This is a genomic window from Pseudomonas sp. BNK-44-b (assembly GCF_047456245.1).
GTDB lineage: Bacteria > Pseudomonadota > Gammaproteobacteria > Pseudomonadales > Pseudomonadaceae > Aquipseudomonas > Aquipseudomonas machongensis.
In genome coordinates this window covers 1,921,469-1,936,963 of record NZ_CP179908.1, presented here as the reverse complement: position 1 = coordinate 1,936,963, position 15,495 = coordinate 1,921,469, and the positions used below count along the sequence as shown (strand labels likewise).

The following is a 15,495-nucleotide window of genomic DNA, read 5'->3' as shown; positions in this document are numbered from 1 at the left end:
TCAGTTCGTCTCCAACTCGGTGAGGAAGTCATGCATATCGCTCAGATCCTGCTCGAGATCGGTGGTCCGTAACCCTTCCAGCGCTTGTGCATAGCCCTGCAGGTCGTCGGCCTGGAAGATCAGTTCCAGTGGCACCTGTACCTGCAGTTGCGCCTGTGCGGCTGCCGTGGCTTGTGTCGCCAGCAGCGAATGCCCGCCCAGTTCGAAGAAGTTGTCGTCACGCCCCAAGCGGTCGACCTTCAGCACCGCAGCCCAGATATCGGCGATGGCGCTTTCCAGCTCGCCTTGCGGCGCGCGGTAGTCGCGTTGCATCAGGCTGGCATCCGGGGCCGGCAGGGCCTTGCGGTCCAGCTTGCCGTTGGGTGTCAGGGGCAGTGCGTCGAGGAAGACCAGATAGGTGGGGACCATGTAACCCGGCAGTGTCTCCTTAAGACGAACGTTGAGCTGCTCGCGCAATTTAGCCTCGCCGAGCGCCAGGCCTTGCGCGCTGGCCAGCACGTAGCCCACCAGTTGCGGGCCACCGACGCCAGGGCGGGCCAGCACCACCGCTTCACGCACGCCATCCTGGGCCTGCAGGCGCGCCTCGATCTCACCCAGTTCGATGCGGAAGCCGCGGATCTTGACCTGGTGATCGACCCGTCCCAGGTAGTCGACCACACCATCGGCGCGCTGACGCACCAGGTCGCCACTGCGGTACAGGCGCGCGCCCGGCACACCGTAAGGGTCCGGCACGAAGCGCTCGGCGGTGAGCGAGGGGCGGTGCAGGTAGCCGCGCGCCACCCCGGTGCCGCCGAGGTACAGCTCGCCCGCGACACCCTGGGGCAGCAGCGCCGCCGAGTCGTCGAGCACGTAGGCACTGCGGTTGCCGATGCGGCTGCCGATCGGCGCATAGGCTGCCTGGCAACGTTCGGCGCGATCGGCTTTCCAGATCAGCGGGGTGACCACGGTTTCGGTCGGGCCATAGCCATTGATGATGTGCTCGGGCGCAAGCACGGCCTTGACCAGCTCGAACGCGGCTTCCGGCACCGCGTCGCCACCGAAGCAGTAGATGCGCACCGGCGGCGGGTTGCCGTGCTCGCGCACGTGTTCGGCCAGCTGCTGCAGGTATACCGGCGGGAATGCAGCGACGGTGACGCCATGCCGGTGCATGGCCGCGCAGGCCTGCTCGGCGGTCCACAGTTGCGGATCGCGAATCAGCAGGCGGCCGCCGTGCAACAGGCAGGTCAGCCAGCGTTCATGGGCACCGTCGAAGGCGAACGACATGAAGTGCAGCTCGCAGTCGCGTGCGCTCATGGCGTAGCGCTCACCGATCGCCAGGCAGTGCATGGCCAACGGGCCATGGGCCACGGCAACGCCCTTGGGCTGGCCGGTGGAGCCGGAGGTGTAGATCACGTACGCCAGGCCCTCGGCGTGCACCGGGCGCTGCGGCGCGCTGCTCGGCAGCGAGGCGCTGGCCAGTTGGTCGATGCACAAGGTCGCCACGGTTTGCGCGGCAGGCAGGCGCGCCAGCAACTGCGAATGGGTGAGCAACAACGCCATGCGCGAGTCCTGCATGAGGTAGGCCAGGCGCTCTTCGGGGTACTCCGGGTCGAGCGGCACATAGGCCGCGCCGGCCTTGAGCACCGCCAGCAACGCAACCAACATCTGCGGGCCACGCTCCAGCGCCACCCCCACCAGCGCCTCGGCGCCCAGCCCTGCCTCGATCAAGCCATGGGCCAGGCGGTTGGCCTGCTGGTCGAGTTCGGCATAACTCATTTGCTGCTCGCCGAACAACACCGCCACCGCGTCCGGCGTGCGCTGCGCCTGGGCCTCGAACAGCTGGTGCACTGCACGAGGCGAATCGAAGCGTGCATCGACGTGATTCCACTGCTCCACCAGTTGCGCACGCTCCTGCCCGGTGATCAGCTCCAGCGCACCGATGGCCTGGCCTGGAGCCGCCTCGAGCAGTTGCTCGAGGACCTGGCGCAGGTGCCCGGCGACCTGCACGATGCGCGCATCGTCGAACGCTTCGCGCAGGTAGCTGTAGTGCACCTGCAGGGTCTGCTCCAGAGCTATGGCCAGGGTCAGCGGGTAGTTGGTGCGCTCGTGGCTGTCGATGGCGCCGAAGCCCAGGGCGGGCACCTCGGCCTGGCGCAGGGCCTCTGCCACCGGGTAGTTCTCGAACACCACCAGGGTGTCGAACAGCGCCTCGCCGCCCTGCCCGGCCCAGCGCTGGATATCGTACAGCGCGGTGTGCTCGTGCTCGCGCAGGGCCAGGTTGTGCTGCTGCAACTCGGCAAGCCATTCGCCCAGTGCCTGCTCGGCACGCACCTGCGCCACCACCGGCAGGGTGTTGATGAACAGCCCGACCTGGCGCTCGATACCGACGATCTCCGCCGGACGCCCCGAAACCGTGGCGCCGAAGCACAGCGCCTGCTGGCCGGTGTAGCGCTGCAGGAGGATCAGCCAGGCGCCCTGCAGCAGGGTATTGACGGTCACCTTGTGACGGCGCGCCAACTCGCCCAGGCGCTGGGTGAATGCGGCATCGAACTGCTGGTAGTGATCGCCAAACGGCGCTTGCGCCACGGCTTCGCGGCGCACGAAGGCCTGGGCCAGTCGGGTCGGGGCCTCGAGCACACTCAGTTGCTCGGTCCAGAAACGCTCGCTCAGCCCGGCATCCTGGGCCTGCAGCCAGGCCAGGTAGTCGCGGTAACGCCCGACATGGCCAACCTCGCGGCGCGCGGCGTAGCGCTGCAGCACCTCACCCAGCAGCTGCGAATTGCTCCAGCCGTCGAGCAGGATGTGGTGATGGGTGTAGATCAGATGGTGACGCTCATCAGCAGTACGCACCAGCACCAGGCGCAGCAGCGGCGCGCGGGCAAGGTCGAAGCCCTGGGCCTGTTCCTCGGCCGCCAGGCGATCGAGGGCGGCGGCCAGGTCCTGGTTGCCGCGCAGGTCGAGCACGCGGAACGGCACCTCGACCTGCTTGTGCACCAGTTGCAGCGGCCGCTCGACATCGCCCTGCCAGAGGAAGACGCTGCGCAGGCTGTCGTGGGCGTCCAACGCCTGCTGCCAGGCCTCGCGGAAACGCGCCGGGTCCAGGCCGTCGATGTCCACCCGCATCTGGTTCACGTAGTCGCTGGCGTCCTGCTGGTACAGGCTGTGGAACAGCATGCCCTGCTGCATCGGCGACAATGGCACGATGTCTTCAATCTGCCGCGCAGCGACCGGCAGCGCATCCAGTTGCGCCTGGGCCAGCGGGTAGAGCGGGAAGTCCGAAGGTGTCACGCCTGCTTGGCCAGGCTGGCAGCAATGCTCGACCAGGACCTGCAACTGCTCGGCGAAATCGCGGGCCAGGGCTTGCAGGGTGGCGTGGTCGAACATCTGTGTGCTGTAGGTCCAGCTCAGGTCCAGTTCGCCGTCGTACACCTGGCCGTTGATGCCCAGCCAGTTGGCCAGCGGCGCCTGGGCGCTCTGCTCGGCGCCACTGGCCTCGCCGCTCGGGCTGAACAGCGCGCCATCGTCGGACTGGAAGCTGCCATCGAACTGGCCCAGGTAGTTGAAGGTCACCCGCGCCACCGGCAAGGCCTGCAGCGCTTCACGGGTCGCGGCATCAGCGAAGCGGCGCAAGGCGCCGAAGCCCAGACCTTTGTTGGGCACGCTGCGCAACTGCTCCTTGATCTGCTTGAGCGAGTCGCCCAGCGCTTCGGCCGGGGTCAGGCACACCGGGAAGACGCTGGTGAACCAGCCCACGGTACGGGTCAGGTCGAGGTGCTCGGCCAGTTCTTCACGGCCATGGCCTTCGAGCTCCACCAGCACGCTGCCCTGCCCGCTCCAGCGGCACAGGGTGCGGGCCAGGGCAGTCAGCAGCAGATCGTTGACCTGGGTGCGATAGGCGGCGGGCGCTTCCTGCAACAGGCGCTGGGTCGTGGTTTTGTCCAGGCGCGTATGGACCATCGCCGCATGGGCGTTGTCCAGCACCGCCGTTGGTGCGGCACACGGCAAATCGGCGGCGCCCTGTAGGCGTTGCTGCCAGTAGCCCAGCTCAGCGCTATGCTCGGTGGCGTAACGACGCAATTGCTCGGCCCAGTCGCGCTGCGAGCTGGTCTTGCCCGGCAGGGCCAGGGGCTTGCCGCTGCTCAGTTGCTCGAAGGCCAGTTGCAGGTCTTCGAACAGGATGCGCCACGACACGCCGTCCACCGCCAGGTGGTGGATCACCAGCAACAGGCGCTGGCTGCCGTCCGGCAGATCGGCCAGCACGGCGCGCAGCAGCGGGCCATCGCCCAGCGACAGGCTGCGCTGGGCCGATTCGGCCAGGGCTTCCAGTTCGTCGGCAGTGTTCAGGGTGCGCTGCCACAGCAGCTCAGTCGGCTGCTCGCCGAGCGGACGGTAATGCGCCTGCCAGCCGGTCTCGCTTTCGGTGAAGCTCAGGCGCAGCGCATCGTGGTGCGCGACCAGCGCCTGCAATGCCTGCTCCAGGTAACCCGCGTGCAGCGGCTGGGCCGGCTTGAGCAGCACCGACTGGTTCCAGTGGTGACGCTCGGGGATATCGGTGTCGAAGAACGCTTGCTGGATCGGCAAAAGCGGCATCTCGCCAGTTAGCGGGCCCTGCTCGATCAGTTGCACGCCCTCGCCTTCCTGGGCCACGGTCGCCAGCCCTTGGACGGTCTGGTGCTGGAACAGCGCCTTGGGCGTGAAGCGGATGCCCACCTGACGCGCCCGGCTGACCACCTGGATCGAAATGATCGAATCGCCGCCCAGCTCGAAGAAGTTGTCGGTCACGCCAATCGGCGAAACCTTCAAGACTTCCTCCCAGATCGCCACCAGGCGTTTTTCCAGCACGCTGCGCGGCGCCACCTGGCGCGCCGGGGCAGTTGCCTGCGGCGCCGGCAGTGCTTTGCGGTCAAGCTTGCCATTCGGCGTCAGCGGCAGGCGTTCAAGGAACAGCCAGTGGGTCGGCACCATGTAGTCCGGCAGGGTCTGCTTGAGCCAGGCCTTGAGCGGCTCGGCATCATCGCGCAATCCCGCAGCAGCGACATAGCCCACCAGTTGCGTACCCAGTTCGCCCTGACGGGCGACCACCGCCACTTCACGCACCTCGGGGTGCGCCAGCAGGCGTGCCTCGATCTCTCCCAGCTCGATACGGAAACCACGCACCTTGACCTGATGGTCGATACGCCCCAGGTATTCGATCGACGCGTCTTCGCGGTAACGCACCAGGTCGCCGGTGCGGTACATGCGCCCGCCTTCACCGGTGAACGGGTCGGCGACGAAGCGCTCGGCACTCAGCCCTGGCCGACGCAGGTAACCGCGCGCCAGGCCCTCGCCGGCCAGGTACAGCTCGCCCGCCACACCCACCGGCTGCGGCTGCAGGTGGCCATCCAGCACATAGGCGGCGGTGCCCGGCAGCGGCCGGCCAATGCTGGCCCGGCCGTTGGCCTGGCGCAGCACGCAGGTCGAATAGGTGGTGTCTTCGGACGGCCCGTAGAGGTCGTGCACGCGCTCGATACCCGGCAGCGCATACAGCGCATCGACCAGCGACTGTTTCAGCGGTTCGCCCGCCAGGTTGATGGTGCGCACACTGGGCGGAATCGCCCCGGCCTGCAGCAGCGCGGCAATCGCCGACGGCACGGTGTTGATAAGGGTCACGCGCTCGCGCGCGGGCAGCTCCGGCAGCGCCAGGGCGTTGTCGGCGAGGATGAAATGACCGCCACCGGCCAGGGTCACGAACAGCTCCCAGACCGACAGGTCGAAGCAGATCGAGGTGCTCGCCAGCACGCCTTGCAGGTCGTCCTGGCTGTACAGCCCCTGGGCCCAGCGCACCAGCGCCACGGCATTGCCATGGGTGATCGCCACGCCCTTGGGCAGGCCGGTGGAGCCGGAGGTGTAGATCACGTACGCCAGGTGCTCGGCATCGTCATGCTGGACCGGCGCATGGGTCGGTTGCAGCGCCAACTGCGGGTCGTCATCGAGCAACAGCAGCGACTGGCCTTCGCTGATCACCGACGCCAATTGCGCGGCCTGATCGGCCTGGGTCAGCAGCAGGTGTGCCTGGCTGTCGCCGAGCATGTGCGCCAGGCGCTCGCGCGGGTAGGCCAGGTCCAGCGGCACATAGGCGCCACCGGCCTTGAGCACCGCCAGCAGGGCCACCACCAGTTCGGCGCTGCGCGGCAGTGCCACGCCCACCCGCACTTCCGGACCGACACCCAGGGCGCGCAGGCGATGGGCCAGGCGGTTGGCCTGCGTGTCGAGCTCGCGGTAGCTCAGCTCACGCGCGCCGCAGATCAGCGCCAGGGCCTCGGGGGCCTGCGCGGCGCGGGCCTGGATCAGACCGTGCAGGCTGGCGTGGGTCACCGGCGGCAGCGCTGCCGAATTCCACGCCTCAAGCATGCGCTGCTGTTCATCGGCGGCCAGCAGCGGCAGCCGCGCCACCGGGCACTGCGGGTCGTGCACCACGGCCTGCAGCAGGTGCTGCCAATGGTCGGCCAGGCGCTCGATGGTGGCGTGGTCGAACAGGTCGGTGGCGTAGGTCAGCGACACTTCGATGCGTGCCTCCACCTCGGTGGTGTCCAGGCTCAGGTCGAACTGCGCGGTGCCGCTGTCCCAGCTGAGCGGTTCGAGCGTCAGGCCTTGCAGGGAGGTCGCGGTGGCAGGCGTCACCTGATGGTTGTGCATGACCTGGAACAGCGGGCTGTAGCTCAGGCTGCGCTGGGGCTGCAAGGCGTCGACCAGTTGCTCGAACGGCAGGTCCTGGTGGGCCTGGGCGCCGAGCACGGCCTGGCGTACCTGTTGCAGCAGTTGATCGAAACCGGCTGCGTCATCGACCTGGGCCCGCAGCACCTGGGTGTTGACGAAGAAGCCGACCATCGACTCGGTCTCGGCCCGGGTGCGGTTGGCCACCGGTACGCCGACGCGGATATCGGACTGGCCGCTGTAGCGGTGCAGCAAAGCCTGGAACGAGGCCAACAGGTAGACGAACAGGGTCACGCCCTGGGCGCTGGCCTGCTCGCGCAGCGCTGCCACCAGCGGCTCGGCCAGGCTCAGGTCGAGGCGCGCGCCGCGCTGGCTCTGCTCGGCAGGCCGCGGGCGGTCGAACGGCAGCTCCAGCACGGGTTGCTCGTCGCCCAGTTGCTCGCGCCAGTAGGCCAGTTGCCGAGCGCCCTCGCCCGCCTCCAGCCATTGGCGCTGCCACTGGGCGAAGTCGGCGTACTGCAAGGCCAGGGGCTCGAGCGCCGCGGCCTCGCCACGGCAATGGGCGAGGTAACGCGCCTGCCACTGCTCGACCAAGAGTTGCATCGACCAGCCGTCGGAGACGATGTGGTGCTGGGTCATCACCAACACATGGTCCTGTTCGCCCAGCACCAGCACGCGAACCCGCAGCAACGGCGCCTGGAACAGGTCGAACGGACGGCGAATCTCGCGTTGCACTTCACGGCGGATGGCCGCCTCGTCGGCCTGCGCCTCCATGGCCTGGTAGTCGATCGCGAAGGTCAGCGCCGGGGCGATGACCTGACGGACCTCGCCGTCCTCTTCGACGAACGCGGTGCGCAGCGAGGCATGGCGATCCACCAGGTCCTGCACGCTGCGCGCCAGGGCGTCGCGATCGAGCACGCCGCGCAAGCGCAGCGCCGCCGGAATGTGATAGGACGCACTGTGCGGCTCCAGTTGCCACAGGAACCACTGGCGCTCCTGGGCGTACGACAACGCCAGCGGCCGGTCATGGCCCACACTGACCAACGCAGGCCCCGCCTCAGCGGCCTGGGCCTGGCAGGCCTCGGCGAACGCCTCCAGCACCGGCGCCTGGAACAGCACCCGCACCGGCACCTCGCGTTGCAATTGCTGGCGAATGCGCACCACCACCTGCATGGCCAGCAGCGAATGCCCGCCACGCTCGAAGAAATGATCGGCCAGGCCGATCTGCGGCACGTCCAGCACCTGGGCCCAGATGTCCGCCAGCGCCGCCTGCAAGGCATTGCGCGGGGCGATATAGGCAGCGCTGCTCGCGTCCGCCTCGGGCAGTGGCAAGGCTGCGCGGTCGAGCTTGCCGTTGTTGTTCAGTGGCAATTGCTCCAACACCACGAGGTGCGCCGGCACCATGAACTCCGGCAGCGACTGGCGCAACGCGTCGCGCAGCGCGGCGACGAAGGCCGTGCGCGCATCGCCCTGCACTGCCTCGCTGGCAACCGGCACGACGAAGGCCACCAACTGCGCCCCCTGGCCAGTCGCCTGGGCGATCAGCGCAGCAGCCCGCACCCCCGGCTGGGCCTGCAGGCAGGCTTCGATCTCGCCCATTTCGATGCGCATGCCGCGAATCTTCACCTGGTGATCGATTCGCCCGACATACTCCAGTGCCCCTTCGGCGTTGTAGCAGGCCAGGTCGCCACTGCGATAAAGCCGTGCGCCCGGCTCGCGGGCGAACGGGTCGGGCAGGAAGCGTTCGGCCGTCAGGCCCGGACGCTGGTAATACTGCTGGGCCAGACAGGCCGGGGCGGCGATGCACAGTTCACCGACCGCGCCGGCCGGCAACAGCTCGCCAGCACCGTCGAGCACATAGAGGGCGCGGCCAGCAATGGCCCGGCCAATCGGCACGCCGTGGCTGTCGCTGGCATCGCCCAGGCGGCAGGCATGCACGCTCGAGACCACGGTGGCCTCGGTCGGGCCATAGGTGTTGATCAGCGCGACCTCGCCAAGGCCCGCAGCGTGCCAGAGGCGCAGCCCTTCCACCGACATCGCCTCGCCGCCGACGTGCACCTGGCGCAGTGCGCCCAGGCCGCGGCCCGGCTGCGCGGCGCACTCTTTGGCCAGCAGGTACCAGTAGGCCGCTGGCAGGTCGGCCAAGGTGACCTTGTGCTGCACGATGTGCTCGGCCAACTGCTGCACATCCCACAGCGCCTCGCCCCGCATCACCAGCGCCGCCCCCAGGGCCAGCGGTGGATAGCACTGCTCGACGAAGCCGTCGAAGCTGAAGGTGGCGAACTGCAGCACGCGGTCGTTGGCGCCCAGGTGCGAATACTGCGCGCCGCTCTGGCAGAACTCGCGCAGGGCGGCATGGCTGATGGCGACGCCCTTGGGCCGGCCGGTGGAACCGGAGGTGTAGATCACGTACGCCAGGTCCTGGGCGTGAGGCTGCACGAGCGGGTCATGCTCGGGCTGCACCTCCAGCGCCAGCTCGCCGGTCACCAGGCGCGGCACCTCGGGTGGCAGGCTCAGGCCCTGCAACAGGCCGTCGTCGCACAGCAGCAAGTCGAGCTGGCTGTCTTCGATCATGTAGCGCAGGCGCTCATCCGGGTAGGCCGGGTCGAGCGGCACGTAGGCTGCGCCACTCTTGAGCACGGCCAGCAGGCTGACGATCAGTTGCGGGCTGCGGCGCAGGGCCAGGCCGATACGTTTGCCCGGGCCCATGCCCTGGGCGATGAGCAGGTGCGCCAGGCGGTTGGCCTGGCGATTGAGTTGGCCATGGCTGAGCGAATGGCCCTCGCACGACACGGCAAGAGCGTCGGGGCTGCGCGCGGCCTGGGCGGCGATGCGCTGGTGCACCAGCGGTGTGGCAGACAGGTCGATCGCTTCGCCCTGGCTGTGCGCCAACACCGCCTGCTGCGCGTTGTCATCCAGCAGGCGCAGGCTGCCCAGCGCGGCCGAGGGTTGCTCGATCATCTGCTCGAGCGCCTGGCAGAAAGCGGCGCACAACTGCTCGACCTGCGCAGCATCGAAGTGTGCCAGGTCGTAGGCGAACTCCACGCTCAATCGCGCGCCCAGCTCGATGCCAAGGGTCAACGGGTAATGGGTGCGCTCGTGATTGCGCAGCGCACCCACCTGCAACCCGGCCGGCGCGCCATCACGCAGGGCCTCGGCCACCGGGAAGTTCTCGAACACCATCAAGGTGTCGAACAGCACGCCGCCCTGTTGGCCGGCCCAGCCCTGGACCTTGTACAGCGGCACATGCTCGAACTCGCGCAGGTCGAGGTTGAACGCCTGCAGCGTTTCCAGCGCCTCGCCGACCGACTGGCCAGGTGCTGCGCTGTACAGGACCGGCAGGGTATTGATGAACAACCCCAACTGCTCCTCGATCCCCGGCAATGGCGCCGAACGCCCACTGACGGTTGCGCCGAACGCCACGCAGGCCTGGCCGGTGTGACGTTGCAATACCAGGCCCCAGGCCGCCTGGAACAGGGTGTTGAGGGTGACTTTGCGCTGGCGGGCGAACTGCCCCAGGCGCTCGGCGAAGGCACCGTCGAATACATGCAAGCGCTCGCCACTGCCCTGCCCTTGCGCGCGACGCAACGCCGAGGCCAGCAAGGTCGGCCCCTGCAACGGCGCCAATGCGGCCTTCCAGAAGCGCTCGCCGGCGTCCACGGGCTGGCGTTGCAACCAGCCCAGGTAGTCGCTTAAACGCCCGCTGGCGGCAGCCACCGGTTGCCCGGCGTAGGTCTGGATCACCTGGGCCAGCAGGCTGGCATTGCTCCAGCCATCCATGAGGATGTGATGGCTGGTGTAGATCAGGTGCCAGCCACCGCCCTGCTGCGCCACCAGCTGCAGGCGGAACAGCGGTGCCTGGCGCAGATCGAAGCCGCGAAGGCGTTCGCCGGCGGCCAGGGCATCGAGGTCGTGCACGCCTTCCAGCACCTGCAGCGGCAGGTCGAGATGGCGCTGCACCAACAGCTGCGCCTCGCTCAAGCCTTCCCAATGCACGCTGGCGCGCAGGATCTCGTGGCGCGCCATCGCCTCGCTCCAGGCCTGACGCAAGCGCGCGGGCTCCAGCCCCTGGATATCCAGGCGCAGCTGGTTGATGTAGGCACCGGCCTCGGGCTCGTACTGGGCGTGGAAGAACATGCCCTGCTGCATCGGCGACAGCGGATAGAGCGCTTCGATAGCGCTGGCATCGACCGGCAGCGCGTCGAGCTGCGCCTGGTCGATGCGTGCGAGCGGGAAGTCGGACGGCGTCGCCTGGCCGGCTGGGGTTTGCAGGCAGTGGGCGATCAGTTGCGCCAGCTCGTCGCTGTAGGCCTGGGCCAGGCCTTCGATGGTGGCGTCATGGTACATCTGGCCGCTGTAGCCCCAGCGCAGCGACAGCTCGCCGGCATAGACCTGGCTTTCCAGGGTCAGCCAGTTGGCCAAGGGGGCCTCGGGATCCTGGGCCTGGCCGCTGCGCTCGGTGGCGGGCGCCCAGAGGGCCTGGGCATCGAACTGCTGGTCGAACTGCCCCAGGTAGTTGAAGGTGATGCGCGCAGGCGTGACCTGGCCGAGCGCCTGGCGCTGGGCCTCATCGCCCAGGTAGCGCAGCAGGCCGTAGCCCAGCCCCTTGCCCGGCACCGCGCGCAACTGCTCCTTGACCGCCTTGATCGAGGCGCCCACATCGTCACTGACGCTCAGGCGCACGGGGAACAGCGTGGTGAACCAGCCCACGGTGCGCGACAGGTCGACATCCTCGAACACCTCTTCGCGACCATGCCCTTCCAGCTGCACCAGTACCGCTTGCTGCGCGCTCCAGCGCACGACCACCCGAGCCAGCGCGGTCAGCAGCAGGTCGTTGATCTGGGTGCGGTAGGCGGCCGGGGCAACGTGCAGCAACTGACGGGTCAGCTCGGCGTCCAGGCGCGTTTCCAGGGTGCGGCCATGGCGGTTGAGCGCGGCGCCCTGGGGCATGTCGCACGGCAGGTCATGCTCGACTCGCTGGGCGCGCCAGTAGTCCAGCTCGCCGGCCTGCTGCGCGGCCAGCGCAGGCAGCCGCGCGGCCCAGGCCTGCCAGGCGCTGGTCTTGGCGGGCAGCGCCTGTTGTGTGTAGGCGTGCTGCAAGTCTTCGAGCAGTACGCGCCAGGACACGCCGTCGACCACCAGGTGGTGGATCACCAGCAGCACGCGCTGGCTGCCATCGGCCATTTGCACCAGTACCGCGCGCAGCAGCGGCCCGTCGGCCAGGTCGAGGCTGCGCTGGGTGGCGTCGCAGAGCGTCGCCAGCGCCTGGGCATCGGCGGCCGTCTCTTCGCGCAGCAGCCCGGCGGGCAGCGCACCGTGCTCGGCTTGCCAGTGGCCATCGCGCAACTGGAAGCGCAGGCGCAGGGCGTCATGTTGCTCGACCAGACGCACCAGCGCCTGCTGCAGGCGAGTGCCATCCAGAGCCTGGCGTGGCGTCAGCAGCAGCGACTGGTTCCAGTGCGCCCGTGCAGGCACCGCCTGCTCGAAGAAGGCGCGCTGGATGGGGGTCAGCAGCGCCGGGCCCTGCACCGCGCCCTGCTCGGCCTGCACCTGCGTCGCACGCCCGGCAGCGCCAGCCAGGCCGCGCAGGGTCTGGAACTGGAACAGGTCACGCGGGCTGAACTGCAAGCCTTGGCGCCGGGCGCGACTGACCACCTGGATGGCGATGATCGAGTCGCCGCCCAGTTCGAAGAAGTTGTCGTCCAGGCCGACCTGTTCGACCCCGAGCACCTCGCTCCAGACCTGCGCGAGGATCTGCTGCACCGGCGTTTGCGCGGCCACGTAGGCGCCGCGTGGCGCCGCATCGGGCTGCGGCAGCGCCTTGCGGTCGAGCTTGCCGTTGGGCGTCAGCGGCAGGCGCTCGAGCGGCATCAGGTGGGTGGGCACCATGAACTCGGGCAGCGCCTGCAACAGCCAGTCCTTGAGCCCCTGCTGCCAGCCATCGGGCTGTTCGTTGAGCACCAGGTAGGCCACCAGCTGCTTGCCGTCCAACGCCAGCACCACGGCCTCACGCACCCACTCATGCTGGGCCAGGCGCGCCTCGATCTCGCCCAGCTCGATGCGCAGGCCGCGAATCTTCACCTGATGGTCGAAGCGGCCGAGGTATTCGATCACGCCATCGTTGCGCTGGCGCACACGGTCGCCGGTGCGGTACAGGCGCTGGCCAGACACGAAAGGATCGGCGACGAAGCGCTCGGCCGTCAGGCTCGGACGGCGATGGTAGCCTCGGGCCAGGCCGACACCCCCCAGATAAAGCTCGCCGGAAACACCGGGGGCAACCGGCTCGAGGCCGGCGTCGAGCACGTAGGTGCGCAGGTTGGCGATCGGCTGGCCGATCGGTACGCTGTCGCGACCTTCGTCGCGGCAGGTCCAATGGGTGACGTCGATGGCTGCCTCGGTCGGGCCATACAGGTTGTAGAGGGCTGCGCCCGGCAGGCGGGCAAACACCTGCAACTGGGCATCCACCGGCAGGGCCTCACCGCTGCAGACGATACGTCGCAGGCTGCTGCAGGCTTCGACACCCGGCTCGTGGATGAACGCCTGGAGCATCGAAGGCACGAAATGCAGGGTGCTGACCTGGAAGCGGCGAATGGTCTCGATCAAGCGCGCCGGGTCACGATGTTCACCCGGCGCGGCCACTGCCAGGCGCGCGCCGGTCATCAGCGGCCAGAAGAACTCCCACACCGACACGTCGAAACTGAAGGGCGTCTTCTGCAACACGGTGTCGTCGGCGCCGATGGCGTAGGCCTCCTGCATCCAGTGCAGGCGGTTGGCCAGGGCCCTATGGCTGTTGCCAGCGCCCTTCGGCCGCCCGGTCGAGCCGGAGGTGTAGATGACGTAGGCCAGTTGCTCGGGGTCGATATCCACCCTCGGGGCACTGGTGGGCTGCTCGTCCAACGGCAACCGGTCGAGCGCCACGCACTGCACGCCCTGGGGCAGCGGCAGGCTGTCGAGCAGTGCCTGCTGGGTCAGCAGCAGGTCGATGCCACTGTCCTCGATCATGTAGGCCAGGCGTTCTGCGGGGTACTCCGGATCCAGCGGCACATACGCAGCACCGGCCTTGAGGATGCCCAGCAGCCCCACCACCATTTCGACGCTGCGCTGCACGCTGATGCCGACCAGGCTGTCGCCCCGGGCACCCTGGGCGCGCAGGTAGTGGGCCAACTGGTTGGCGCGGGCGTCGAGCTGGGCGTAGCTGAGCGCGTGCTCGCCAAACACCAGGGCCGTGGCCTGCGGCGCGCGGCGTGCCTGGTCTTCGAACAACTGGTGCACCGGGCGTTCGAGCGGGTAGTCACGGGCGGTGGCGTTCCAGTCCTGAAGCACGGTGGCAAGGCTGGCGTCATCGAGCATCGGCACCTGCCACAGCGCTTGCTGTGGCTGCTCGACCAGGCCCCGCAGCAAGGCCTGCCAGTGCCGGGCCATGCGCTCGATGGTGGCGGCATCGAACAGGTCGCTGGCATAGGTGAAGGCTGCGTGCAGCACCCCACCTTGCTCGTAGGTGTCGAGGCTGAGGTCGAACTGGGTGGTGCGGCTGCGCCATTGCAGCGGCGCCAGTTGCAGGCCGGACGCCAGGGTGACGGTGGTCAGGTCGGCGACCTGCGGCTGGTGGTTGTACATCACCTGGAACAGCGGTGCGTGGCTGAGGCTGCGCTCGACCTTGAGCGCCTCGACCAGGCGCTCGAACGGCAGGTCCTGGTGCGCCTGGGCGCCCAGCACGGTCTGACGTACCGCTTGCAGATAGGCCAGCACGTCCTGTTGCGCTTGTGGCTGCAGGCGCAGTACCTGGGTGTTGACGAACAGCCCGATCAGCCCTTCGACCTCGGCGCGGTTGCGGTTGGCCACCGGGCTGCCGATGCGCAGGTCGCATTGGCCGGTGTAGCGTTGCAGCAGCATGCCGAAGCTGGCGAGCAGGACCATGAACAGCGACAGGTTGTGCTGGCGGGCAAAACCGCGCACTTGCTCGGTCAGTGCCGCGTCGAGCGGGAATGACTGGCGGCTGCCGCTGAAGCTGGGGGTGGCCGGGCGGGCGTGGTCCAGCGGCAGCTCCAGCACCGGCTGCTCCTCGCCCAGCTGGGCCTGCCAGTACTGCAACTGGCGCTCCATCTCGCCCGCTTCGAGCCAGCGGCGCTGCCACAGGGCGTAGTCGACGTACTGGATGGGCAGTGCTGGCAACTGCGGTGCCTGGCCTGCAGCAAAGGCGTCATAGGCGCGGCTGAACTCATCGATCAGCACATTCATCGACCAGCCGTCGGAAACGATGTGGTGCAGGGTCAGCAGCAGTACGTGCTCCTGCGCATCAAGGTGCAGCAGGCGCACCCGCAGCAGTGGTCCGTGCGCGAGGTCGAACGGGCGTAGCGACTCGGTTTCGGCTTCGGCACGAACCTGTGCCTCACGCTGGTCGGCGGCGAGATTGCGCAGGTCGACGCGCTCGATGTTCACGCGGGTGAGCGGGCGATGGGCCTGCTCCAGGCGATCATCGGCCTGGGGTTCGAAGACGGTCGTCAGGCTTTGGTGACGGGCCAGTACGGTGGCGAAGGCCTGCTCCAGGGCGGCGGCGTCCAGTTGACCTAGCAGGCGTACGGCGCCTGGGAGGTTGTAGGCGCCGCTCTGGGGGGCCATCTGCCAGAGCACCCACATGCGTTGCTGGGCGTAGGACAGCGCCTGGCGGTCTGGGGCCTCGACACCGGCGGGGATGGGGAACTGGGAAAAGTCGATGCCCTCCTTGGCCAGGGTCTCGAGGAACACGCGGCGCTTTTCCAGCGGCAGTTCAATGAAACGGCGGGCCAGTTGCAGGGACTTCTCGGGATTCATCAGATTGCTTCC

At 68.5% G+C, this 15,495-nt stretch carries 1 protein-coding gene; it reads right to left on the bottom strand.

Going from position 1 to position 15,495, the window contains the following annotated elements; translation table 11 throughout:
• A complete protein-coding gene (locus ACMGGG_RS08865) occupies positions 1 to 15,483 on the bottom strand; it encodes a non-ribosomal peptide synthetase (RefSeq protein WP_414155296.1) in 15,483 nt (5,160 codons plus the stop codon).
• Positions 15,484 to 15,495: the final 12 nt, after the last annotated feature.